Source organism: Roseomonas nitratireducens (genome assembly GCF_017813355.1).
Lineage (GTDB): Bacteria > Pseudomonadota > Alphaproteobacteria > Acetobacterales > Acetobacteraceae > Neoroseomonas > Neoroseomonas nitratireducens.
In genome coordinates, this window is record NZ_JAGIYZ010000020.1 from 57,042 (window position 1) to 78,516 (window position 21,475).

Below are 21,475 nucleotides of genomic sequence, written 5' to 3' on the forward strand. Positions count from 1 at the left end.
CCTCAGCGCTGCTGGAAGCCAGAGGCGGTCAGGGTGAAGCGGCGCAGGTCGATGCCCTGCTGCTGCGCCACCGTCTGGGCGACCTCGGCGCGGAAGGACGCCACCGGGCCGGGCGCGCCCGCCGCCCGGAGGTCCGCCAGCCGCGCCGACATCGCCATGGCGTAGAAGGCGAGCGTCTCGGCCGTCGCCTGGCGGCCGGCCTCGTCCAGCCGGGCCATGGCGGGATTGCCGGCGACCATCTGCCGCGCCTGGCCGCGCACGGCGGCGATGCCGGCCGGCTGGGCGAGCGCGTCGCCGCCGGTCGAGACCTCCCACGCGATCAGGTAGAAGGCGGCGACCACGTCGGCGAGGTCGCGGCTGTCATAGCCGTGCTGCGCCAGCATCCGGTCGAATTCCTGCCAGGGCCGGCCCGATTCGACCGCGGCGCGCAGCCCGGCGGGGTTGGGGCTGGTCGGCAGCATCGCGGCGAGCACCTGCTGGCGCACCCGCGCGCTGACCGCCGGCACCGGGGCGAAGGCGGTCGGGCTGCGCGGCGCGGCGGCCTGCGGCACCGGCTTGCCGCCGATGGTCGGCGGCTGGGCGGGCAGGGAAGCGGGCTTGGCGGTCGGCAGCCCCGCGCCGCCACCCTGGGGCGCGGGCGGGACGACGATGGCGGGGGCGACGGGCACCGGCACGGGGGCCGGCGTCGCCGGCGTGCCGGGGAACAGGCGAAGGCCCGCGCCGATCGCCGCCTGCCCGTCCGCGCCGAGGCTGCCGGCACCGAAGGGCAGCACCATCGCCGCGCCGTCCGACTGGCCCTTCTGCGCGAGGGCCGGCATCGCGGCCATCGCCAAGGCCGCCAATCCAGGAATGAGGAAAGGTCGCATCATCGCCGTTCCCACCGTTCCAACCCGGTCCGCGACGGCGTCATCGCCGGGACGGAGAACCGGGCGCTTGATCCATGGCCGGACCCGCGCCCGCCGATGCGGGCCAGGATCCGCGTTCACATGCAGATCAGGCGGGGATAGGGCCAAGTCAAGCGCGGCGCAGCGAAGCGCTTCACACCGGTCGCGCGACCGTTCCGCGCGCGACGGACGGCGCGGGAAGGAAGGCTTTCCCGCGCCGGTAGCCGGGGTCACTCGAAGCGCGCGGCTTCCTCGAAGTCGAGCCGCGGGCTGCGCGGGAACAGGCCGGTCGGGTCGCCATAGCCCAGGTTGACCAGGAAGTTGGTGCGGACCTGGGTGCCGGCGAAGAAGGCCTCGTCCACCTTGGCGGCGTCGAAGCCGCTCATCGGCCCGGCATCGAGGCCGACCGCGCGCGCGGCGAGGATCAGGTAGGCGCCCTGGAGCGAGCCGTTGCGGAAGGCGGTCTGCTCGGCGAAGGACAGGGAGCCGGTGAACCAGTTCTTCGCATCCGGCGCGTGCGGGAACAGCACGGGCAGCTTCTCGTAGAATTGCAGGTCGTGCGCGACGATGACGGTGACCGGCGCGGTCATCGTCTTTTCCATGTTGCCGGCCGACAGGGCGGGCTTGAGCTTCGCCTTGCCTTCCGGCGTGCGGACGAAGACGAAGCGCGCGGGCGACGCGTTCGCGGAGGTCGGCGCCATCTTCAGCAGGTCGTACAGCTCCCGCAGCTTGGCGTCGGGCACCGGGCGGTCGGTCCACTTGTTCTGCGTCCGCGCCTCCCGGAACAGCTGGTCGAGGGCGGCGGCGTCGATCGTCTCATGCGGCATTGTGCGGTCCTGGGATGGAGGGACTTCGGATGCCAACGCATATGGCAGGCCCGGCGCGCGGCGCCATGGGGCGGCGGCTATGGCGGCCATCCGTGGCGGAAATGACGCGATCCGGGCGCGCCCGCCCCGTCAGGTCAGCATCTGGCCGCCATCGACCACGATGGTCTGCCCCGTGACCCAGCGCGCGAGGGGGGAGGCGAGGAACAGCGCCACATCCGCGACCTCCTCAGGCTCGCCGAGCCGCCCGAAGGGGATGGAGCCCAGGATGCGCTGATACAGCGCCGGGTCCTCCGCCCGCCGCTTTTCCCAGGTCCCGCCGGGGAATTCGATCGATCCGGGCGCCACCGCGTTCACCCGGATGCCGTCCTTCGCCAGCGCCGCGGCCTGGGAGGCGGTGTAGTTGATGATCAGCGCCTTCACCGCCGCATAGGCCGGCGTGCGCATCGACGGCCCGAGCCCCGAGATCGAGGTCGTGTTCACGATGCAGCCCCGCGCGGCGCGCAGATGCGGTAGCGCCGCATGCGATGCGCGGACCGTCGCCATCACGTCCACGTCCAGGCCGCGCTTCCAGCCTTCCTCGGTATCCCCCATGCCGAAGCCGGAGGCGTTGTTGACCAGCACGTCGATGCCGCCGAGCGCGGAAGCGGCCGCGGCGACCCAGGCCTCGATCTGCGCCGCGTCGGCCAGGTCCGCCGCCTGGACATGCTGCACGCCCTCGGCCGCGAGCGCCGCCAGGCCGTCCGCCCCGCGCGCGCAGGCCGAAACGCGCGCCCCGGCCCGCGCGAAACCGAGCGCGATCGCCCGTCCGATGCCGCGGCTGCCGCCGGCGACCAGCACGCGCTTGCCGGTGAAATCGAATGCCATCGTCCTGTTCCCTGAATCGGTCCGCGCGATCCTGCCGCCCCGGCGCCGGCACGGCCAGGGGCGTGGTTGCCGGCCCGGCGGAATGACGGCATCAAGCGGGGGCGCGGCAGGGAGAGGCGGTTCGTGGTCCAGGCGCTGTTCATCCACCAGAACTTCCCGGGCCAGTACCGGCATCTCTCACCGCTGATCGCGGCGCGGAAGGGCGCGCGGGTGATCGGCCTGGGCGAACGGCAGAACACCACGCCGCCGGGCGTGCAGCACCTGCGCTACGCCGCGCCCGAAGGCGCGGGGGAGAAGACGCATCGCTACCTCCGCCCGGTCGAATCCGCGGTGCGGCGGGGCCAGACGGTGGCGCGCGCGCTGGTCACGCTGAAGCAGAAGGGCTTCGTGCCGGATATCGTCTGCTGCCATCCGGGCTGGGGCGAGGGATTGTTCATCCGCGACGTCTTCCCGGACACGAAGCTGCTGCAGTACTGCGAGTTCTACTACCGCTCGACCGGCGGCGACGTGGGCTTCGACCCGGCGCAGGAGGTGACGCTGGACGAGATGGCGCGCGTGCGCACGCTGAACATGACGCAGCTCACCTCCCTCGAAGCCGGCGACTGGGCGCATTCCCCGACGCTCTGGCAGCGCAGCCGCTATCCGGACCACATCCAGGCGCGCACCTCCGTCGTGCATGAAGGGGTGGATGCCGGCTTCGCCACGCCGAACGGCGTCGCCACCGTGAAGCTGCCGGACGGGCATACGGTGACGAAGGGGGATGAAGTCATCACCTTCGTCTCGCGCAACCTCGAACCCTATCGCGGCTTCGACATCTTCATGCGCGCCCTGCCGGAGATGCTGGCGCGCCGGCCCAACCTGCACGCCATCGTCGTGGGCGGTGAGGAACGCGGCTATGGCCGCATGCCCGCCGATGGCCGGTCCTGGAAGGCGGTGATGCTGGAGGAGGTCGGCGCGAAGCTCGACATGTCGCGCGTCCACTTCACCGGCCGCATCCCGCATGAAGGCCTGGTGGCGCTGTTCCGCCTGGCGCGCGCGCACATCTACTACACTTACCCCTTCGTCCTTTCGTGGTCGCTGGTCGAGGCGATGGGCTGCGAGGCGCTGATCATCGGGTCCGACACGCCGCCGCTCGCGGAAGTGATGCGCGATGGCGAGAACGGCATCCTGCTGCCCTTCCACGACCCCGCGCGGCTGGCCGACGCGGTGGTGGAGGCGGTCGCCCACCCCGACCGCTACGAGCCTCTACGCAAGGCGGCGCGGCGCACCATGCTGGAACGCTTCGACCTGCACGCCATCTGCCTGCCGCGCATGGTGAAGCTGTTCGACGCCGTGCTGGAAGGCCGCCCCGGCACCGACGCCATCCCGGAGACCGCCCGATGACCTTCCCCTTCGTGCCGATGGCCGAGATCCGCCGCGGCGGCATCCTCGAAAGCCTGCACCATGGCGCCGCCGTCGTGGCCGATGCCGATGGGCGCGTGCTGCAGGCCTGGGGCGACCCGGCCTTCGTCACCTTCCCCCGCTCCTCCCTCAAGCCCTTCCAGGCGATCCCGCTGGTCGAGTCGGGTGCCGCGGATGCGGCGGGGCTGACGGAGGAACACCTCGCCCTGGCCTGCGCGTCCCACAACGCCGAGGATTTCCAGGTCGCGCTGGTGCGCGGCTGGCTCGAAAGGCTTGGGCTGACGGAATCGGCGCTGGTCTGCGGGCCGGACCTGCCGCGGTCGCAGGCCGACCAGGCGAAGGTCTGGCGGGGCGGCGGCGACCGCTCCCGCATCTTCCACAACTGCTCGGGCAAGCATTGCGGCTTCCTGACGCTGACGAAGCATCTCGGCGCGCCGGTGTCGGGCTATGCCGACCCGGCGCATCCGGCGCAGCGCCTTTATCTCGAAGCCTTCTCCGAATTGTTGGGGGAGGATGCGGCGCGCCTGCCGCGTGGCGTCGATGGCTGCGGCCTGCCCGCGATCGCGCTGCCGATGGCGACGATGGCGAAGGCGGCGGCGCGCTGGGCCGCGGCGAAGGTCGCGACCGACTCGCGCCGCACCGCCATCCGTCGCCTGCAATCGGCGATCCGCGCCTTCCCCGACCACCTGTCCGGCCGCGATTCCGCCACGGGCAAGATCGTGCGCGCGACGCAGGGGCGCGTGCTGCTGAAGGGCGGCGCGGAAGGCTATGTGGTGGCCTTCGTGCCGGACCAGGGGCTCGGCATCACCATCAAGCTGGCCGACGGCGCCTCGCGGGCGAAGATGGGCGTGCTCGCCGCGCTGCTCGGACGGCTCGGCCTGGTCGACGCGGCCGATGCGCTGGCGGCGGAGGCCGAGGGCTCGATCCGCGACAGCAATGGCGGGCTGGTGGGCGAGGTGCGGGTCAGCCTGCCGCAGTAGCCAGCAGGCGCCGGAACAGCGGCACGGCGGCGGCGAGATCCGCCGCCGCGACGCATTCGCGCGGCGTATGCGCCGTCGCGATCGTGCCCGGGCCGAGCACGATGCAGGGGGCGAGGTCCTGCAGTTCGCTCGCATCGGTGCCATAGGGTGCGGTGTGCGCGGCCGCGCCGGTTTCCGCCACCGCGAGCCGCACCAGCGGATGGTCCACGGGCAGTTCGGGCGGCGTGCCTTCGCGCTTCTCGGTCAGCGTCACGCCGGCGCGCGCGGCGGCGTCGCGCATCGCGGCCTCGATCGGCGTGTAGTCGATGCTGCGGCTGCGCCGGAACTTGATGCGCGCGCTGGCCTTGGCGACCGTCACGTTCACCGCCGTGCCGTGGTTGTCGACCACCAGGTTGAAGTCGCTGAAGGGCGGGTCGTAGGCCTCGTCGCGGAAGGCGGGGTCGTGGCGCAGGCGTTCGAACAGCGCCTTCACCTCGACCAGGAAGGGGATCAGCGCCCAGTTCGCATTCACGCCCTGGCCGGTCGAGGAATGCGCCTGCACGCCCGTCGCGACCGCGGTGTATTCGATGTGGCTGCGATGGCCGCGCACCGGCTTCAGGTCGGTGGGTTCCGCGACGATGATGCCCTTCAGGCCGAGCGCCCGCGCGGCATCCGATGCCGCGACGGCGCGCGCGCCCTGCTTCGACGTCTCCTCATCCGCCGTCAGCAGCAGCGTCGCCGGAACGGTCTCGGGCAGGCCGCGCGCGGCGACCACGCAAGCCGCGACCGGCCCCTTCATGTCGACGCTGCCCAGGCCGTGCAGCACGCCATCGACCACGCGCGGCGTCCAGGGCGGGTCGGTCCAGCCGGTCTCGGGCACCGTGTCCATGTGGCCGGACAGCGCGTAGCCGCCGCGCGGGCCGCGATGGGCCACCAGCGCGCGCTTCGCGACGCCGTTCGCGTCCAGGTAGTCCACGCGGGCGATGTCGAAGCCCTTCAGCTCGGCCTCGATCCTTTCCGCCACCGCGAGGTTGGAGACGGAGGATCGGCTGTCGAGCGCCACCAGGTCGGCGGCGAGGCGGAGGACGGCATCGGCATCGTCGGGCATGGCGCCAGCATCCCTTGCCGGCCGCGCGCGGGCAAGCGAGGCTCCCACCCATGATCGAGCCCGCCTATCTCGACCCCCGCACGGGTCGCACCTATCCGCTCGCCACGCCGCGCTGGTGCGGCGACGACCGCGCGCCGCTGCTGCTCACGCCGCTGCCAGGCATCACGCGCGACGCGATCCGCGCCGAGGAGCGATCCCTCTGGCGCTACGCCGCTTCCTTCCCCTTCATCCCCGACGATCCGATCAGCATGGGCGAAGGCTGCACGCCGCTCGTGTCGCGGGTGATCGGCGGCGCCTCGGCGCTGATCAAGTGCGAATGGTTCGCCCCCACCGGGTCCTTCAAGGACCGCGGCGCGGCCGTGATGCTTTCGCTGCTGCGCGCGCAGGGCGTGACCGAGGTGCTCGAGGATTCCTCGGGCAATGGCGGCGCGGCCGTCTCGGCCTATGCCGCGGCGGGCGGCATGGCGGCGACGATCTTTGTCCCGGCCAGCACCTCGCCCGCCAAGACCGTGCAGTCGCGCGCGGCGGGCGCGACCATCAGCCTCATTCCCGGCAGCCGGCAGGATTGCGCCGATGCCGCGCTGGCCGAGGCCGCGCGCATCTTCTACGCCAGCCACAACTGGCATCCCTTCTTCCTGCACGGAACGAAAACGCTCGCCTATGAGCTTTGGGAGGATCTCGGCTTCCGCGCGCCGGACAACGTCATCGTGCCCTGCGGCGCGGGGTCCAACGTCCTCGGCTGCGGCATCGGCTTCGCCGAGCTGATGCGCGCGGGAGAGATCGACCGGATGCCGCGTATCTTCGCCGCCCAACCGGCCAATTGCGCGCCGATCGCGCGGGACTTCCTCGGCCTTTCGCCCGTGCCGGCGCAGCCCACCATCGCCGAGGGCACCGCCATCGCCCGGCCGCTGCGCAGCGCGGAATGCGGCGAGGTGCTGCGGACATGCGGCGGCGGCGCGGTCATGCTGGCGGAGGAGGAGATCGCGGCCGCGACCCTCGCCCTCGCCCGCACCGGCATCTATGTCGAACCCACCTGCGCCCAGGCCGCCGCGGCCTTCGAGAAACTGCTCGCCGCCGGGACGATCCGCGCGGACGAGACCACCGTGATCGTGCTGACCGGCACCGGGCTGAAATCCACCCCGCGCATCGCCGAGCTTCTGGGAGTGACCATCTGATGACCGCGCCCGCCGTCGCCATCCTCGGCTTTTCCATCGAGTGCAACCGCTTCGCCCCGCCTGCCGTGCGCGCGGATTTCGAAGGCCGCTGCTACCTGGAAGGCCAGGCCATCCTGGACGAGGCGGCGAAGCCCGCCCCGCGCGCCCCCGCCGAGCTTTCGGGCTTCCTCGAAGGGATGAACGCGTCCGGCGCGTGGCAGCCCCTGCCCATCATGATCGCCGCGGCCGAGCCGAACGGCCCGGTCGAGCAGCCGGTCTTTGACGCCATGCTCGCCACCTGGCGCGCCGGGCTCGAAGCGGTGAAGGGCCGCGCGCAGGCGGTCTACGGCATCATGCACGGCGCGGCGCTGGCGACCGCCGACCACGACCCCGAAGGCACGCTCCAGGCCCTGGTGCGGGAGGTGCTCGGCGACATCCCCTTCGTCTGTTCCTACGACCTGCACGCCAATGTCTCGGAGCGGATGGTCGCGACGGTCGATGCCTTCGTCGGCTACCGCACCAACCCGCATCTCGACATGCATGACCGCGGCGCGGAGAGTGCCCGGCTCATTCGCCGCCTGCTGGCGGGCGAACGCTTCTTCCGCGCCCATCGCCGCCTGCCCATCGTCAGCCCGCAGACCGCGCTGCTGACGGCGCAGGGTCCCTATGCGGAGGTCATCGACCTCGGCCAGGCGCTCGCCGCGCAGGATGCGCGCATCGCCAATGTCTCGGTGATGGGCGGCTTCTCCTACGGCGACACGCCCTTCAACGGGCTGTCCGTCATCGTCACCGCGACCGACCGGGACGCGGCGGAAGGGCTGGCGCAGCGGCTGGCGGAGGAAGGCTGGGCACGGCGCGACCGCTTCGTCGCGCACCTGACCTCGCTCGAGGAGTCCGTGCGGCTCGCGAAGGAAAGCCCCGTGCCGCTCGCCTTCGCCGATGTCGCGGACAATCCCGGCGGCGGCGGGCGCGGCAACACGATGTGGATCCTTGAAGCCTTCCACCGCGCCGGGGTCACGGACGCGATCATCGGCATCATCGCCGATGCGCCGCTCGCGCTCGAAGCCCATGCGAAGGGCGTCGGCGCGCGCTTCACCGCGCAGTTCAACCGCGCCGTCGCGTCGGATGACCCATACTCCAAGCCCTTCGCGGCGGAAGCGGAGGTCAAGGCGCTGTCGGATGGCGTGGTGGTCGGGCGGCGCGGCATCTTCGCGGGGCGCACGGTGCGGCTCGGGCGCACGGCCTGGCTGCAGGTCGGCGGCATCGCGGTGGTGGTGATCGAGGGCCGCACGCAATGCGCCGACCCGGCCTTCCTCGAGCATCTCGGCCTCGACATCGGCAAGGCCCGCGCGGTGGTGGTGAAGTCCCGCGGCCATTTCCGCGGCGGCTTCGACGAGTTCTTCACCCATGAACGCATCGTCGAGGTGGATTGCCCGGGCCTCACCTCCCCCAACCTGCGCACCTTCGCCTGGAAGCACCTGCCGCGGCCGGTGCTGCCGATCGACGCCGCCGCGACCTGGCCCTGAACGCGTTCATAGCGCCTTCACCGACATCGGGGATGCTGGCGCGACCCGATGGAGGTGACGGATGCGCCGCCTGTTCATGCTCGTCGCGCTGCTGGTCGCGCCGATGGCCGCCGAGGCGGCTTCTCCGGCGGATTGCGCGCTGCTGTCCCGTCTCTCCGGCGCGGCGCCAACCGGCTTCCGCCAGGTGCCCGCGGCCGACCTGCGCGCGGCGGGGGTCACGTCGGCCAGCGTCAGCCGTGGCACGGACGGGCGCCCGGTCTGGACCGGGATGCTGGGCGGCTTCGGCGGCCGCGACGCCGCCGCATCGGTCGACCAGCGGGTGGATTCGATGGCGGCGGCGATCGCCGCCTGCGTGCCGGGCGCGCGCGCGGCAGGCCAGGGTTCGGCCGATGGGCTCGCCTGGCGCGCCTATACCCTGCCGAACGGCGCGCGCGTGGAATTGCTGCGCGAAAGCGGCACGCCCTCGCTGCCCGCCCATGCCGCCTTCCTGACCATGAGTGCGCCCGCGGCCTTCGCCGGGCGCTAGGCCCCCAGCGGCGTGTGCGGCAGGCCAAGGGCCGCCGCCACCGCCGGATGCGCGACGCCGCCCGCCTGCACGTTCACGCCCGCGGCAAGGTGCGGGTTCTCCGCCGCCGCGCGCCGCCAGCCCTTGTCGGCGATCTGCAGGGTGAAGGGCAGCGTGGCGTTGTTCAGCGCCACGGCACTTGTGCGCGCCACGGCGCCCGGCATGTTCGTCACGCAGTAATGCACCACGCCGTCCACCACATAGGTGGGCTCGGCATGGGTGGTGGGGCGGGACGTCTCGAAGCAGCCGCCCTGGTCGATCGCGACATCGACCATGACGCTGCCCGGGCGCATGCGCGCCACCGTCTCCCGCGCCACGAGCCGCGGCGCGGCCGCACCGGGGACCAGCACCGCGCCGATGACGAGGTCCGCGTCCAGCACCGCGCGCTCGACCGCGTCGCGCGTCGCGAAGACCGTGTCCACCAGGCCGTTGAACTCGATGTCGAGCGCCTGCAGCACCCGCGGGTTGCGGTCCAGCACCGTCACGTTCGCGCGCATGCCGTTGGCGATGCGCGCGGCGTTCGACCCCACCACGCCGCCACCGATGATCACGACGCGCCCTGGCGGCACCCCCGGCACGCCGGAAAGCAGGATGCCCGCGCCGCCCGCTTCCTTTTCCAGGCACCTTGCGCCGACCTGCACGGCCATGCGGCCGGCCACCTCGCTCATCGGCGCCAGCAGCGGCAGGCCACCCTGCGCGTCGGTCACCGTCTCATAGGCGATGGCGGCGCAGCCGCTCTCCATCAATCCCCTGGTCTGCGCCGGATCGGGGGCGAGGTGGAGGTAGGTGAACAGGACATGGCGCGGCTTCAGCCGCGCCCATTCGAAGGGCTGCGGTTCCTTCACCTTCACGATCAGCTCGGCCTGCTCGAACACCGCGGCGGCGTCGGGGGCGATGCGCGCGCCGGCCTCGATATAGGCCGCGTCTGGGAAGCCGATGGCGGCGCCCGCGGCGGTCTCGACCAGCACCTCATGCCCATGCAGCACCAGTTCGCGCACCGAGCCCGGAACGAGCCCGACGCGGTACTCGTGGATCTTCACTTCCTTCGGGACGCCGACGCGCATGGGATGCTCCTTGCCTGTCACTCCACCGGCAGGAAGATGAACACGACGGCGGCGATCAGGCACGCGCCGGCGGCGAGAAAGTTCCAGCGCAGCGTCTCGCCCAGGAAGGCGACGCTGAACACCGCGAAGACGGCCAGCGTGATCACCTCCTGCATCACCTTCAACTGTTGGCCGGAAAAGGTGCCGTAGCCGATCCGGTTCGCCGGCACCGCCAGGCAGTATTCGAAGAAGGCGATGCCCCAGGAGACGATGACGGCGAGCCACAGCGGCCAGTGCGGCGCCTTGAGATGCCCATACCAGGCGAAGGTCATCAGCACGTTGGAGGCGATGAGCAGCAGCGGCGTCGCGATCCAGGGCGTCATGCGGGCGATGGCTCCTTGGGCGGCAGGCGACGCAGCAGCCACAGCATGATCGCCATGGCGGGCAGCGCCGCGGCCGTCGTCATCAGGAAGAAGGCCGGCCAGCCGAGCGCTTCGGCGAACAAGCCGGAACTCGCGCCCAGCGTGCGCAGCGGCACCGCGGCGAGCGATGACAGCAGCGCATACTGCGTCGCCGTGAAGGACCGGCTGGTCAGCGCGCTGAGGTAGGTGATGAAGGCCGCATCCGCGAGGCCGTCGGTGAAGTTCTCGACGCCGACCTGGGCGAACAGCATGCGGATGTCGTGCCCGGCGTGGAACAGCGCGACATACATCAGGTTGGACAGCATCTGCGTGATGCCGGTCAGCACCAGCGCGCGGCCGGTGCCGATGCGCGCCACCAGCCAGCCGCCCGCGAGCGCGCCGGCCAGCGTCGCGACCAGGCCGAAGACGGAGGACACGGAGGCCACCTCCAGCCGCGTGAAGCCGAGCTGGCGGTAGAAGGGCGCGGTCATGATCCCCGCCAGCGCCTCCCCCAGCTTGAACAGCGCGACGAAGGCGAGGATCGCGAACCAGTGCCGGCGACGGACGAAGTCGACGAAGGGCTCGACGATCGCGATACGCAGCCGTGCGCCCCAGCCGGGCGGCGCTTCCGGCGGGCGGCGGCCGGGTTCGGGGGCGGCGAGCGTCGCGGCGAAGCCGACGCCGATCATCGCCGCGCACATCGCGAAGGCGAAGGACCAGCCGCCGAATTCCGCCATGGCCAGCGCGCCGCCGCCGGAGGCCAGCAGCGCCCCGCGATAGCCCCAGACATAGCAGGCGAGACCGTAGCCCTGGTCGTGTTCCTCCAGCACCTCGATGCGATAGGCGTCGATGACGATGTCCTGGCTGGCCGAGAGGAAGGCGACCGCGACGGCAACCGCGACCGTCGCGGTCGCCCCGGTCGCGGGGTCGGTCATCCCGAGCGCCAGGATCGCGACCGCGAGCAAGGGCTGGATGGTGCCGAGCCAGCCGCGCCGCCGGCCCAGCGCACGGAAGGCCGGGGCCGCCACGTGGTCGAGCACCGGCGCCCAGACGAATTTCAGCGAATAGGCGAGCCCGATCAGCGCGGTCAGCCCGATCGCGGTCAGCGAGATGTTCGATTCCGAGAACCACTGCCGCAGCGTGAAGGCGGTCAGCGGCAGCGGTACGCCGGCCGAGAAGCCGAGCGCCAGCAGCACGAGGAAGCGCCGGTCTCGCCAGCGGGGCAGGGCCGAATCGGGCATATCGCGGAGGCTGGCAGAACGCCGCCCGCCCCGCCAGCGCGCCGCGCTTGCCGTCCCCGCCCGCGCCCGCGCAGTATCCCCCCGCAGCGGGGCAGAACGAGGGCCGAGATGAACGAACTGGTGGCGCGCGTGAAGGGGATGATCACCGCCCCCGCGCAGGAATGGCAGGCGATCGCGCGCGAGCCGGTGGAGCTCGTGCCGCTGTTCACGCGCTACGTCATGATCCTGGCGGCGATCCCGGCGGTGGCGGGCTTCATCATCGGGATGTTCTTCGGCTTCTTCGGCGCGCTGTCCGGCGCGATCGTGGGCTACATACTCTCCCTGGTCGGCGTCTTCGTGACGGCGAAGGTGATCGAGGTGCTGGCCCCGAAATTCGGCGGGCCGGCAGATGCGGATGCCGCGCTGAAGCTCGCGGCCTTCGCGCCGACGGCCTCCTGGGTGGCGGGCGGCGCCGTGATCGTCCCGCTGCTCGGCGCGATCGTGGCCCTCGCGGGCTCCTTCTACGCGCTCTACACGCTCTATCTGGGCGTGCCGGTCGTGATGCGCGTGCCGCAGGACAAGGCGCTGACCTTCACCCTGTCGGTCATCGGCGTCACCATCCTCGTGAACATCGCCGTCATCGTGATGACGAGGATCATCCTCTAGCCCCGCCCGCCCCCCCGGGGGCCGCCAGCGGCACGCCGAGCGTGCCGACCATCCAGGCGAGGCGGTGCTTCTGGGCCGCGCGCGCATGCCGGCGCGCGGCCGCTTCCGCCGCATCGCCGTCGCGCGCGACGATCGCCTCGAGAATCGCGCGGTGTTCCGCATGCGCGGCCTCGGCCCGGCCATCGCGCGTCAGCAGCGTCGGCAGCAGCGCCATGGTGGCCGAGAGCTGCTCGAGGCTGCGCAGCAGATAGCGGTTGTGCGCGGCGAGGTAGAGCAGCCCGTGCAGCCGCTGGTTCACGCCGGCCAGCGCCGCGGCGTCGCCGAAGGCCTCCGGTTCCCGCGCGACGATCTCGGCCATGGCGGCGATCTCAGTCTCGCCCGCATGCTGGGCCGCGAGGCGCGCGGCCGCCCCTTCCAGCACTTCGCGCATGACATAGAGCTCGACCACCTGCTGGTGGTCCGGGCGCGTCACCGTCAGGCCGCGGCGGGCCTCGTGCGTCAGCAGTCCTTCCGCCTCCAGCCGCGCGATCGCCTGGCGGACCGGGGTGCGGGAGACGCCGAAGCGCGCGGCGAGGTCCGTCTCGGTCAGCCTTTCGCCCGGGGCGAGGCCGCCGTCGCGGATCGCCGCGCGGATTCGCGCATAGGCGCTTTCGCCGAGGTCGCGGGCCGGGGTGCTGCCATCCATGGCGGGTCGATAGCACGCCCTGGACATGCCTGGATACATCTGTATACATCACAGCGACACAGGAGAACCAGGACGCCATGGCGGACCTGACGCAGACCTTCGACGTGCTGGTCGCGGGCGGCGGGAACGCCGCGCTCTGCGCCGCCATCACCGCGCGCCAAGCGGGCGCGAGCGTGGTGCTGGCCGAGCACGCGCCCCGCGCGATGCGCGGCGGCAATTCGCGCCACACCCGCAACCTCCGCGCGCTGCATCCGGGCCCGACCGGCGTGCTGACCGACTCCTACCTGGAGGAGGAGTACTGGGACGACCTGAAGCGCGTCACCGCGGGCAAGACGGATGAGGCGCTGGCGCGCATGTGCATCCGCGCCTCCCAGCACGCGCCGGGCTTCCTCGAATCCTGCGGCGTGGTGTTCCAGCCCTCGCTGTCGGGCACGCTCTCGCTGTCGCGCACCAACGCCTTCTTCCTAGGCGGCGGCAAGGCGCTGGTGAACGCGCTCTACCGCACGGCGGAACGCCTCGGCATCGTCATCCTCTACGACACCGAGGTGCAGCACATCGAGGTGCGCGACGGCTTCGCGACCGAGGCGATCGTCTCCCACCGCGGCTTCCCCGCGCGCATCCGTTTCAAGGCCTTCGTCGCCTCCTCCGGCGGCTTCCAGGGCAACCGCGAATGGCTGCGGAAGTACTGGGGCGACGCCGCCGACAACTTCCAGATCCGCGGCACGCCCTATGCCCAGGGCCGCATCCTGAAGGACCTGCTGGCCCAGGGCGTGCAGGAAGTGGGCGACCCGACGCAGTTCCACGCCGTCGCCAACGACGCACGCGCGCCGATGGAGGATGGCGGCCTCGCCATGCGGCTCGACTGCGTGCCGTTCTCGATCGTCGTGAACCGCGACGTGGAGCGCTTCTACGACGAGGGCGAGGATGTCTGGCCGAAGCGCTACGCCATCTGGGGGCGGCTCATCGCGCAGCAGCCCGGCCAGGTCGCCTTCGCGATCAACGATTCCAAGGCGCAGCTCGACTACCTGCCGCCGGTCTTCGCGCCCTATCGCGCCGACAGCATCGCGGAGCTCGCGGGCATGATCGGCCTGGATGCCGGCAAGCTCGAGAAGGTCGTGGCCGACTACAACGCCGCGGTGCAGCCCGGCACCTTCAAGGCGCAGTCGCTCGACGATTGCCGCACGGATGGGCTGGCGCCGCCGAAATCCCACTGGGCGCGGAAGATCGACACGCCGCCCTACTACTGCCACCCGCTCAAGCCCGGCATCACCTTCACCTTCCTGTCGGTGAAGGTGAACGAGCGCGCCCGGGTGATGATGGCCGACGGCACGCCCTCCGCGAACATGTTCGCGAGCGGGGAGATCATGTCCGGCAACATCCTCGGCCAGGGGTACCTGGCCGGCTTCGGCATGACCATCGGCACCGTCTTCGGCCGCATCGCGGGCGAGGAAGCGGCCAAGATCGTGAGGAATTGACGCGATCATGATGCCCTCAGACGCCGGGCGCGGCCTCCGGCCGCTTGGCTTCGCCGGACGACCGGCTGGCCGCATTCCGGGTCCCCATGCGCGTTGCGGCGCAACGTGCATGGGTGCCCGTCGCGCCCTCGGCGCGCGGCCGCGCCGCACGCCGTCGGATCTCCAGGAGACCTGCAGTGGCCGCTGAATCGGAGACCGTCGCCGAAGCCCGGCGGCAGATGGAGATCTGCAACGCCTGCCGCTACTGCGAAGGCTATTGCGCCGTCTTCCCCGCCATGGCGATGCGCCGGTCCTTCGCGGAAGCGGACCTCACGCACCTCGCCAACCTCTGCCATGGCTGCAAGGGCTGCTACCACGCCTGCCAGTACGCGCCGCCGCATCCCTTCGGCATCAACATCCCCGCGACCTTCGCGGAACTCCGCCAGGAATCCTACGCCGAGCACGCCTGGCCCAAGCCCATGGGCCGCGCCTTCGAGCGCAACGGCACGCTGGTCACGCTGGCCGCCGCCTTCGGCATCGCCATCACGCTGATCCTGGTCGCGGCGCTGCAGGACCCGGCGGTGCTCTATTCCGCGCAGACCGGCGTCGGCGCCTTCTTCCGCATCATCCCCTACTGGCTGATGGTCGGGCTCGCGACCCTGACCTTCGGCTACGGCGTGTTTGCCATGGCGATGGGCGCGCGCAGCTACTGGCGCGCGACGGGCGGCATGGGCGGCGCCTTCGCCCCCGCGCCGGCGGCCGAAGCCGCGGTCGACATCCTCACGCTGCGAAACCTCGGCGGCGGCGGGCATGGCTGCAACGACCTGGACGAGGGCTTCTCCCAGCGCCGGCGGCATTTCCACCAGGCGCTGCTCTACGGCTTCCTGCTGTGCTTCGCCGCCACCAGCACGGGCGCGATCTACCACCACGTCTTCGGCTGGAAGTCGCCGCACGCCTTCTTCTCCCTGCCCGTGCAGTTCGGCACCTGGGGCGGGGTGCTGATGATGCTCGGCGCGGCGGGGCTGATGCACACCAAGGTCATCACCGATCCCGGCCCGGTCTCCCGCAAGGTACTGGGGGGCGAGTTCGCCATGCTCGCCCTGCTGTTCCTGATCGCCGCGACCGGGCTGCTTCTGCTGGCCGTGCGCCACACCGGGGCGATGGGCGTGATGCTGGCGATCCACCTCGGGCTGGTCTTCGCCTTCTTCCTGCTGATGCCCTATTCCAAGATGGTGCACGGCGTGTACCGCGGAATCGCGCTGCTGCGGAACGCGCGGGAGAAGCGATCGGCGAAGCCCGCCCCCGCCGCGGGCTGAACCGTTTCAGCGCCGGGCCCTTCGCGGCCCGGCATAGTCGGCCTGCCACCCGGAAGGAAGGCAGACCGAGATGCGCAAGATCCTGACCGCCGCCGTCGCCGCCCTGGCGATCTCCACGCTCCCCGCCGCCGCGCAGGGGGTGAAGGGCGGCCAGGACCGCCAGGTCGCCACCCGCGACGGCACCTGCACCGAGGAACAGCGCACCACCATCCGCCGCGCCTTCGTCGATGCCCGGCAGATGACGAACGAATCCATCGCCGCCCTGACGCTGGAGCCCGAGCGCATCCAGCCGCATCTGCGGCGCTTCTTCGGCGCCAACCCGCCCGGCGCCATCGCCAAGAACTTCCGCGCCATCTCCCGCGGGCTGGATGAGCGCGAGGGCCGCGTCGCCTACGAGTGCAACCGCACCGACAGCTGCGGCGGCGGCACCTTCGCCTATGTCCGCTGGGGCGGCGGCGCGCGGGAGACGATGGGCTTCTGCCCGACCTTCTTCCGCGCCGGCCGCACCGGCCAGGACAACCAGGGCGGCATCGTGATCCATGAGATGAGCCACCTCGCGCTCGGCACGCGCGACCACGCCTACCAGCCCCGCGGCGCCGAGGCGCTGGCGAAGGACAACCCCTCCGCCGCCCAGATGAACGCCGACAGCTACGAATACTTCGCCGAGTTCCTGCCGCGCTGATCAGCCCCCCAGCCAGGCAGCGAAACCCCGCCGGGCGCCGTGCAATCCCGCACGGACCCGGCGGGGCCCCATATCGAGGCCGCGGTGGACTGCCGCGCGCCACATCGCGGCCACGCCGCGTTTCGGCCATCGCGGCCACGCCGCGTTTCAGCCATCGCGGCGCCATCGCCGCCATGGCACCCTCTGCCCCAAGGACGAGGAGACCCCGCATGCGCAAGACCATCGCCGCCGCCCTGATCGCCGCCCTGCCGGTCGCCGCCCAGGCCCAGGACCGGCCCCAGATCTTCCCGACGCGCGACGTCGCCGTGACCTACCGCGTCGCCGGCCAGGGCCAGGCGGCGGAGATGACCATCCTCTGGTCCGCCGCGCAGCGGATGATGCGCATGAACATGCCCCAGGGCGTGGGCTACATGATCGCCGACCACCAGGCGCAGCGCGGCTTCATGGTGATGGAGCAGATGCGCATGATCATGGACGTGCCGATGGCCCAGGCCGCCGGCATGCAGCGCGACTTCGAGAACGCCCGCTTCACCCGCGGCGGGCAGGAGAAGATCGCCGGCCAGGACTGCACCGTCTGGCGCTACCAGTCCGCCTCCGGCCAGGGCGAGGCCTGCGTGACGAATGACGGCGTGATGCTGCGCGGCCAGGGCACCGCCCAGGGCGCCGGCGCCGGCCGGATGGAAGCCACCCGCGTCGTCTACGCGCCGCAGGACGCCGCCCTGTTCCGCCGCCCGCAGGGCTACCAGACCATGCAGATGCCCCAGGGCATGCCGCAGGGCATCCCCGGCGTGCAGGGCACCCCGCGCTGAGCGGGGGGTTCCGCCGCGCCCCGGCCCGGGCCACATCCCTGGCCATGACCCGCCGCGCCCTGCTGCTCGCCCCCGCCATCCTCCTCGCCGCCCCGGCGGTGGCGCAGCAGCGCGCGCCCGCGCCGCCGCAGGGTGCGGCGCTGACCGACCGCGACCGCGCCGACCTCGCCCGCGTCGAGGCTTATCTCAACAGCCTCGGCACGCTGCGGGCGCGCTTCCTGCAGCTCGCCTGGAACGGGGCTTCGGCCGAGGGCACCGCCTGGATCTGGCGCCCGGGCCGCATGCGCTTCGAATACGACCCGCCCGACCCGATGCTGCTGGTTGCCGATGCCGGGCAGTTCCTGATGTACGACCGGGACCTGCGCGCGCCGACGACGCTGCCGGTCGGCACCACGCCCCTCGGCGTGCTGCTGCGGCGGGAGGTGCGGATGTCCGGCGACATCACCGTCACCGCAGTCGCGCGCGAAGGCGGCTTCCTGCGCGTCACCCTGTTCCGCACGCGCGAACCGGCCGAGGGCACGCTGACCCTCGTCTTCGACGCCGAGACGCTGCAGCTGCGCCAATGGGCCGTGGTCGATCCGCAGCGGCGGGAGACCCGCGTCACCCTGTCCCGCATCGAGACCGGGCTGCGCTTCCCCGCGGGCCTGTTCCAGTTCAACGATCCGCGATTCTTCGAGCCGGGCGGATTCGGCGCGCCGCAGGGGCCGGGCAACTGACCCCCGCCCATCCCGCGGGCACCGGACGGCACGAAAAGCGCGACATCCGGGCAACGCGGGGCAGACATTCACGAAATCCCAATCGCGCGCCTTGATCCTGACATTCCGTCGCGGAACTGTAGGATTCCATGAGACCCCTCATCGGCATCTCCTGCTGCCAGAAGCCGTTCGGCATCTTCGCCACGCCGAACCACGCCGCCTCCGACACCTACATCCGGGCCGTCCGCGGTCCGGTTGCCGGCACGCCCGTGCTGCTGCCCGCGGCGGGGGAGGACCTGTCCTCGGAACTCCTGCCGCACCTGGATGGGCTGATCCTGACCGGCAGCCGGTCCAATGTCTGGCCGGGCCATTACGAAGGCCCGCCGCATGCGGAAGGCACGCCGGAGGACCTCCAGCGCGACGCGACGACGCTGCCGCTGATCCGCGCCGCGATCGCGGCGGGCGTGCCCCTGCTGGCGATCTGCCGCGGCATGCAGGAACTGAACGTCGCCCTCGGCGGCAGCCTCGACCAGCGGATCCAGGACCTGCCGGGCCGCATGGACCATTCGACGCCCTCCGACCAGCCGGTGCCGCGCGTGCGCACCGGCAAGGCCCATGCGGTCAGGATCGAATCGGCCGGCGCCCTCGCCGGCGCCATCACGGCCGAGTCGCGCCGCGCCGCCCGGCTCGCGGTGAATTCGCTACACAACCAGGGCGTGCAGCGGCTCGCCCCGCGCCTGGTGGCGGAGGCCTGGGCCCCGGACGGCACGATCGAGGCGGTGCGCGTCGAGGGCGCGCACGCCTTCGCGCTCGGCGTGCAATGGCACCCGGAATACGACTGGGAACGGGACATCGACAGCCGCGCGATCTTCGAGGCTTTCGGCCGTGCGGCGGCGGCCCATCGTGCCGCCCGGTCCGGCGCGCTCGCCCAGGCCGCGGAGTAGCGGCACATCCCGCGGTTGTGACGGTGATTCCCGTCACGCGCCCTTGCCATTTGTTTTTGCTTCTGCGGGCGCGAAGCGTTAGTCTTCAACCGCCGGCCCACAAGTGACCGGTGGTCGAGCCCCGGTGTCCCCTGCCGGCTCGCCCGACCTTTCCGATCGGAAATACAATACGGCGCCCGGTCACCCCCCTGACCGGGCGCTACTTTTTTTGGCATCGGCCATCTGACTTCTCAAACATTGCGCTCGGCTTCTGGCGTCATCTTCATGTGACACTTCAGCTGGCGGGGCCGGGCGCCCCGGCTTCCGGCCCCGCGCGGGCGCCTGTATAGGACGCCGTCCCGACCTGTCCGGAGCCTCGCCCATCATGGTGTCCTACGTCTTCCCGCCGCCCCCGGTTGCCGCGATTCCCATCAAGGGCAGCGACACGCTCTTCCCGGTCCGCCGCATCTTCTGCGTCGGCCGCAACTACGCCGAGCACGCGATCGAGATGGGCTCCGACCCGACCCGCGAGCCGCCCTTCTACTTCGCGAAGCCGGCCGATTCCGTCGTCATCAACGATGCCGACATGCCCTATCCGACCGTGACGAAGTCCCTGCACCACGAGATGGAACTCGTCGTCGCCATCGGGAAGGGCGGCAAGAACATCGCCGTCGCCGATGCGCTGGCCCATGTGTGGGGCTACTGCGCCGGCCTCGACATGACGCGCCGCGACATCCAGAACGAGGCGAAGAAGACCGGCCGTCCCTGGGACATGGGCAAGGGCTTCGACAAGTCCGCGCCGATGGGCGCGCTGGTGCCCGCCGCCGGCGTCGATCCCGCCCGCGGCAAGATCGAGCTGAAGGTGAACGGCAAGGTCGTGCAGACCTCCGACCTGTCCAAGCTGATCTGGTCGGTGCCGGAGGTGATCGCGAACCTCTCGGAACTCGTCGAGCTCGCCCCGGGCGACCTGATCATGACCGGCACGCCGGAAGGCGTCGCCGCCGTCGTGCGCGGCGACGTGCTGGAAGGCTTCGTCGAGGGCGTGGGCGAGGTCCGGACGAAGATCGTCTGATGCCGCGACGGGCCGCCGCCGGGCGCGGACCGCTGCGCATCGCCACCTGGAACATCAACAGCGTGCGGCTGCGGCTGCCGCTGTTAAAGGACCTTGTGGCCGCGCTCGCGCCCGACGTGCTCTGCCTGCAGGAAACCAAGTGCCCGGACGATCTCTTCCCGCATGAGGGGATCGCCGAACTCGGCTTCGCGCACCGGCTGGTGCGCGGCATGAAGGGCTACAACGGCGTCGCCGTGCTCTCGAAGCGCCCGCTGCTGCTGCGGGAGGACGATCCGGACTGGTGCGGCAAGGGCGATTGCCGCCATCTCGGCGTGTCCGTCGACGCGCCGGGCGGACCGATCGAGCTGCACAATTTCTACATCCCGGCCGGCGGCGACATCCCCGACCGGGAGAAGAACCCGAAATTCGGCCACAAGCTAGACTTCGTGGCGGAGGCGACCGCCTGGTCCGCCGCGCGCCCCGCGCGCCGCGCCGTGCTGGTGGGCGACCTCAACATCGCCCCGCTCGAACACGATGTCTGGAGCCACAAGCAATTGCTCGACGTCGTCTCCCACACGCCCGTCGAGACCACGGCGCTGACCGCCTGGCAGGCGAAGGGCGGCTGGCACGACGCGCTGCGCCACTTCGTCCCCGCTGACCAGAAGCTCTACACGTGGTGGTCCTATCGCGCGGCCGATTGGCGGGCCTCGGATCGCGGGCGGCGGCTCGACCATGTCTGGGTCAGCGACGACCTCGCCGGCGCGCTCACGCGCCATGTCGTGCTGAAGGGTGCGCGGGACTGGGAGAAAGCCTCCGACCACGTCCCGGTGATGGTGGAGATCGCCCCGTGACGACACGCCGCTGGTTCCTGCTCGGCATCGTCGCCACGCTCGCCGCCTGCGCGCCGGAGGCCCAGCCGGTGACGGTCATCACCGAGCCCGACCCGGACCCCGAGAGCGTCTACACGCCCGGGCCCATCCCCTGGGGCAACCTGACCGAGGAGCACAAGCGCCGCGCCCGCCAGGCGCTGACGCGGCTCGGCGAGGCCGTGCCCGACGACGAGACGCTGCAGGCGCGCTGGATGGTGATGTCCCCGGCACAGCAGCGCTTCATGATCCGCCGGCCGCCGCCGCCGCCACCGCCGCCCCGCAGGACGGCGCCGGCACGCGGCCGTGGCGCGCCGCAACCGCCGCCGCGCCGCGCCCCGCCGCCCAGCACGACGCGCGCGCCACGGCGCTGACC

Annotated in this window: 23 protein-coding genes; 15 read left to right on the top strand and 8 right to left on the bottom strand. The window is 71.7% G+C overall.

The window, feature by feature from the left end; all coding sequences use genetic code 11:
• Nucleotides 1-2: 2 nt before the first annotated feature.
• The 3 genes from J5Y09_RS18625 to J5Y09_RS18635 all read right to left on the bottom strand — a co-directional run bounded on the left by J5Y09_RS18625 (nt 3) and on the right by J5Y09_RS18635 (nt 2,575).
• A complete protein-coding gene (locus tag J5Y09_RS18625; protein ID WP_209353326.1) occupies nt 3-869 on the bottom strand; it encodes a DUF6683 family protein in 867 nt (288 codons plus the stop codon).
• 245 nt (nt 870-1,114) lie between these two features.
• The gene (locus J5Y09_RS18630; protein WP_209353327.1) at nt 1,115-1,711 is read right to left on the bottom strand and encodes a malonic semialdehyde reductase; all 597 of its coding nucleotides are present in this window, start codon (nt 1,709-1,711) and stop codon (nt 1,115-1,117) included.
• A gap of 129 nt (nt 1,712-1,840) precedes the next feature.
• The gene (locus J5Y09_RS18635) at nt 1,841-2,575 is read right to left on the bottom strand and encodes an SDR family NAD(P)-dependent oxidoreductase (RefSeq protein WP_209353328.1); all 735 of its coding nucleotides are present in this window, start codon (nt 2,573-2,575) and stop codon (nt 1,841-1,843) included.
• A 123-nt stretch (nt 2,576-2,698) separates the two neighbouring features.
• Here J5Y09_RS18635 and J5Y09_RS18640 point away from each other — a divergent pair, with 123 nt between their 5' ends.
• Both J5Y09_RS18640 and J5Y09_RS18645 read left to right on the top strand, forming a co-directional pair.
• Complete coding sequence (locus J5Y09_RS18640) at nt 2,699-3,958, top strand: glycosyltransferase family 4 protein (RefSeq protein ID WP_209353329.1); 1,260 nt, start codon at nt 2,699-2,701, stop codon at nt 3,956-3,958.
• Complete coding sequence (locus tag J5Y09_RS18645) at nt 3,955-4,956, top strand: asparaginase (protein ID WP_209353330.1); 1,002 nt, start codon at nt 3,955-3,957, stop codon at nt 4,954-4,956. Before J5Y09_RS18640 ends, J5Y09_RS18645 begins: the two co-directional genes overlap by 4 nt.
• Here the strand turns inward: J5Y09_RS18645 and J5Y09_RS18650 are convergent.
• The gene (locus J5Y09_RS18650) at nt 4,940-6,043 is read right to left on the bottom strand and encodes a M20/M25/M40 family metallo-hydrolase (RefSeq protein ID WP_209353331.1); all 1,104 of its coding nucleotides are present in this window, start codon (nt 6,041-6,043) and stop codon (nt 4,940-4,942) included. The two genes, J5Y09_RS18645 and J5Y09_RS18650, sit on opposite strands and share 17 nt — an antisense overlap.
• A 50-nt stretch (nt 6,044-6,093) precedes the next feature.
• Between J5Y09_RS18650 and J5Y09_RS18655 the strand changes: the two genes are divergently transcribed.
• The 3 genes from J5Y09_RS18655 to J5Y09_RS18665 all read left to right on the top strand — a co-directional run bounded on the left by J5Y09_RS18655 (nt 6,094) and on the right by J5Y09_RS18665 (nt 9,249).
• A complete protein-coding gene (locus J5Y09_RS18655; protein WP_209353332.1) occupies nt 6,094-7,218 on the top strand; it encodes a pyridoxal-phosphate dependent enzyme in 1,125 nt (374 codons plus the stop codon).
• Nucleotides 7,218-8,723, top strand: coding sequence for a M81 family metallopeptidase (locus J5Y09_RS18660; protein WP_209353333.1), 1,506 nt, complete (start codon nt 7,218-7,220; stop codon nt 8,721-8,723). Before J5Y09_RS18655 ends, J5Y09_RS18660 begins: the two co-directional genes overlap by 1 nt.
• A gap of 61 nt (nt 8,724-8,784) precedes the next feature.
• On the top strand, nt 8,785-9,249 hold the full coding sequence (locus tag J5Y09_RS18665) for a hypothetical protein (protein WP_209353334.1): 465 nt from the start codon (nt 8,785-8,787) through the stop codon (nt 9,247-9,249).
• Here J5Y09_RS18665 and ald read toward each other — a convergent pair.
• Genes ald through J5Y09_RS18680 form a run of 3 tightly spaced genes read right to left on the bottom strand, consistent with a single transcriptional unit; the run spans nt 9,246 to nt 11,973 of the window.
• Nucleotides 9,246-10,352 carry an alanine dehydrogenase gene (ald, locus tag J5Y09_RS18670; RefSeq protein WP_209353335.1) on the bottom strand — a complete coding sequence of 369 codons (1,107 nt, stop codon included), beginning with the start codon at nt 10,350-10,352 and terminating at the stop codon, nt 9,246-9,248. The two genes, J5Y09_RS18665 and ald, sit on opposite strands and share 4 nt — an antisense overlap.
• A 17-nt stretch (nt 10,353-10,369) precedes the next feature.
• Complete coding sequence (locus J5Y09_RS18675) at nt 10,370-10,714, bottom strand: DMT family protein (protein WP_209353336.1); 345 nt, start codon at nt 10,712-10,714, stop codon at nt 10,370-10,372.
• A complete protein-coding gene (locus tag J5Y09_RS18680) occupies nt 10,711-11,973 on the bottom strand; it encodes an AmpG family muropeptide MFS transporter (RefSeq protein ID WP_209353337.1) in 1,263 nt (420 codons plus the stop codon). The genes J5Y09_RS18675 and J5Y09_RS18680 overlap by 4 nt, the downstream gene beginning before the upstream one ends.
• A gap of 108 nt (nt 11,974-12,081) precedes the next feature.
• On the opposite strand from J5Y09_RS18680, the gene J5Y09_RS18685 reads away from it, so the two are divergent.
• Nucleotides 12,082-12,618 (top strand): Yip1 family protein, encoded by a 537-nt coding sequence (locus J5Y09_RS18685; protein ID WP_209353338.1) that lies wholly within the window; start codon nt 12,082-12,084, stop codon nt 12,616-12,618.
• Here the strand turns inward: J5Y09_RS18685 and J5Y09_RS18690 are convergent.
• Nucleotides 12,608-13,303, bottom strand: coding sequence for a GntR family transcriptional regulator (locus J5Y09_RS18690; RefSeq protein WP_209353339.1), 696 nt, complete (start codon nt 13,301-13,303; stop codon nt 12,608-12,610). The two genes, J5Y09_RS18685 and J5Y09_RS18690, sit on opposite strands and share 11 nt — an antisense overlap.
• A 77-nt stretch (nt 13,304-13,380) precedes the next feature.
• On the opposite strand from J5Y09_RS18690, the gene tcuA reads away from it, so the two are divergent.
• The 9 genes from tcuA to J5Y09_RS18735 all read left to right on the top strand — a co-directional run bounded on the left by tcuA (nt 13,381) and on the right by J5Y09_RS18735 (nt 21,473).
• Nucleotides 13,381-14,778 (top strand): FAD-dependent tricarballylate dehydrogenase TcuA, encoded by a 1,398-nt coding sequence (gene tcuA / locus J5Y09_RS18695; protein ID WP_209353340.1) that lies wholly within the window; start codon nt 13,381-13,383, stop codon nt 14,776-14,778.
• A gap of 176 nt (nt 14,779-14,954) precedes the next feature.
• On the top strand, nt 14,955-16,073 hold the full coding sequence (gene tcuB / locus J5Y09_RS18700; RefSeq protein ID WP_342451503.1) for a tricarballylate utilization 4Fe-4S protein TcuB: 1,119 nt from the start codon (nt 14,955-14,957) through the stop codon (nt 16,071-16,073).
• 70 nt (nt 16,074-16,143) lie between these two features.
• Entirely contained in the window at nt 16,144-16,755 is a 612-nt protein-coding gene (locus J5Y09_RS18705) for a M35 family metalloendopeptidase (RefSeq protein WP_209353342.1), read from the top strand.
• Nucleotides 16,756-16,964: 209 nt separating this feature from the next.
• The gene (locus J5Y09_RS18710; RefSeq protein WP_209353343.1) at nt 16,965-17,564 is read left to right on the top strand and encodes a DUF4412 domain-containing protein; all 600 of its coding nucleotides are present in this window, start codon (nt 16,965-16,967) and stop codon (nt 17,562-17,564) included.
• Between the two features lie 44 nt (nt 17,565-17,608).
• Nucleotides 17,609-18,280, top strand: a complete 672-nt coding sequence (locus J5Y09_RS18715; RefSeq protein WP_209353344.1) for a LolA family protein — start codon at nt 17,609-17,611, stop codon at nt 18,278-18,280.
• Nucleotides 18,281-18,408: 128 nt separating this feature from the next.
• Nucleotides 18,409-19,203 carry a gamma-glutamyl-gamma-aminobutyrate hydrolase family protein gene (locus J5Y09_RS18720; protein ID WP_209353345.1) on the top strand — a complete coding sequence of 265 codons (795 nt, stop codon included), beginning with the start codon at nt 18,409-18,411 and terminating at the stop codon, nt 19,201-19,203.
• A 364-nt stretch (nt 19,204-19,567) separates the two neighbouring features.
• Nucleotides 19,568-20,254 carry a fumarylacetoacetate hydrolase family protein gene (locus tag J5Y09_RS18725; RefSeq protein WP_209353346.1) on the top strand — a complete coding sequence of 229 codons (687 nt, stop codon included), beginning with the start codon at nt 19,568-19,570 and terminating at the stop codon, nt 20,252-20,254.
• Nucleotides 20,254-21,084, top strand: a complete 831-nt coding sequence (locus tag J5Y09_RS18730; RefSeq protein ID WP_209353347.1) for an exodeoxyribonuclease III — start codon at nt 20,254-20,256, stop codon at nt 21,082-21,084. Before J5Y09_RS18725 ends, J5Y09_RS18730 begins: the two co-directional genes overlap by 1 nt.
• Complete coding sequence (locus tag J5Y09_RS18735; RefSeq protein WP_209353348.1) at nt 21,081-21,473, top strand: hypothetical protein; 393 nt, start codon at nt 21,081-21,083, stop codon at nt 21,471-21,473. Before J5Y09_RS18730 ends, J5Y09_RS18735 begins: the two co-directional genes overlap by 4 nt.
• The last annotated feature ends 2 nt before the right edge of the window (nt 21,474-21,475 follow it).

Excerpts from the sequence above, each read along its gene's own strand:
- J5Y09_RS18635 (WP_209353328.1), bottom strand. The coding sequence starts at position 2,575 with ATGGCATTCGATTTCACCGGCAAGCGCGTGCTGGTCGCCGGCGGCAGC.
- J5Y09_RS18705 (WP_209353342.1), top strand. The coding sequence starts at position 16,144 with ATGCGCAAGATCCTGACCGCCGCCGTCGCCGCCCTGGCGATCTCCACG.
- J5Y09_RS18725 (WP_209353346.1), top strand. The coding sequence starts at position 19,568 with ATGGTGTCCTACGTCTTCCCGCCGCCCCCGGTTGCCGCGATTCCCATC.
- J5Y09_RS18660 (WP_209353333.1), top strand. The coding sequence starts at position 7,218 with ATGACCGCGCCCGCCGTCGCCATCCTCGGCTTTTCCATCGAGTGCAAC.
- J5Y09_RS18655 (WP_209353332.1), top strand. The coding sequence starts at position 6,094 with ATGATCGAGCCCGCCTATCTCGACCCCCGCACGGGTCGCACCTATCCG.
- J5Y09_RS18665 (WP_209353334.1), top strand. The coding sequence starts at position 8,785 with ATGCGCCGCCTGTTCATGCTCGTCGCGCTGCTGGTCGCGCCGATGGCC.
- J5Y09_RS18730 (WP_209353347.1), top strand. The coding sequence starts at position 20,254 with ATGCCGCGACGGGCCGCCGCCGGGCGCGGACCGCTGCGCATCGCCACC.
- J5Y09_RS18680 (WP_209353337.1), bottom strand. The coding sequence starts at position 11,973 with ATGCCCGATTCGGCCCTGCCCCGCTGGCGAGACCGGCGCTTCCTCGTG.
- tcuA (WP_209353340.1), top strand. The coding sequence starts at position 13,381 with ATGGCGGACCTGACGCAGACCTTCGACGTGCTGGTCGCGGGCGGCGGG.
- J5Y09_RS18685 (WP_209353338.1), top strand. The coding sequence starts at position 12,082 with ATGAACGAACTGGTGGCGCGCGTGAAGGGGATGATCACCGCCCCCGCG.
- J5Y09_RS18720 (WP_209353345.1), top strand. The coding sequence starts at position 18,409 with ATGAGACCCCTCATCGGCATCTCCTGCTGCCAGAAGCCGTTCGGCATC.
- J5Y09_RS18630 (WP_209353327.1), bottom strand. The coding sequence starts at position 1,711 with ATGCCGCATGAGACGATCGACGCCGCCGCCCTCGACCAGCTGTTCCGG.
- ald (WP_209353335.1), bottom strand. The coding sequence starts at position 10,352 with ATGCGCGTCGGCGTCCCGAAGGAAGTGAAGATCCACGAGTACCGCGTC.
- J5Y09_RS18690 (WP_209353339.1), bottom strand. The coding sequence starts at position 13,303 with ATGGATGGCAGCACCCCGGCCCGCGACCTCGGCGAAAGCGCCTATGCG.
- J5Y09_RS18710 (WP_209353343.1), top strand. The coding sequence starts at position 16,965 with ATGCGCAAGACCATCGCCGCCGCCCTGATCGCCGCCCTGCCGGTCGCC.
- J5Y09_RS18675 (WP_209353336.1), bottom strand. The coding sequence starts at position 10,714 with ATGACGCCCTGGATCGCGACGCCGCTGCTGCTCATCGCCTCCAACGTG.
- J5Y09_RS18625 (WP_209353326.1), bottom strand. The coding sequence starts at position 869 with ATGATGCGACCTTTCCTCATTCCTGGATTGGCGGCCTTGGCGATGGCC.
- J5Y09_RS18645 (WP_209353330.1), top strand. The coding sequence starts at position 3,955 with ATGACCTTCCCCTTCGTGCCGATGGCCGAGATCCGCCGCGGCGGCATC.
- J5Y09_RS18715 (WP_209353344.1), top strand. The coding sequence starts at position 17,609 with ATGACCCGCCGCGCCCTGCTGCTCGCCCCCGCCATCCTCCTCGCCGCC.
- J5Y09_RS18650 (WP_209353331.1), bottom strand. The coding sequence starts at position 6,043 with ATGCCCGACGATGCCGATGCCGTCCTCCGCCTCGCCGCCGACCTGGTG.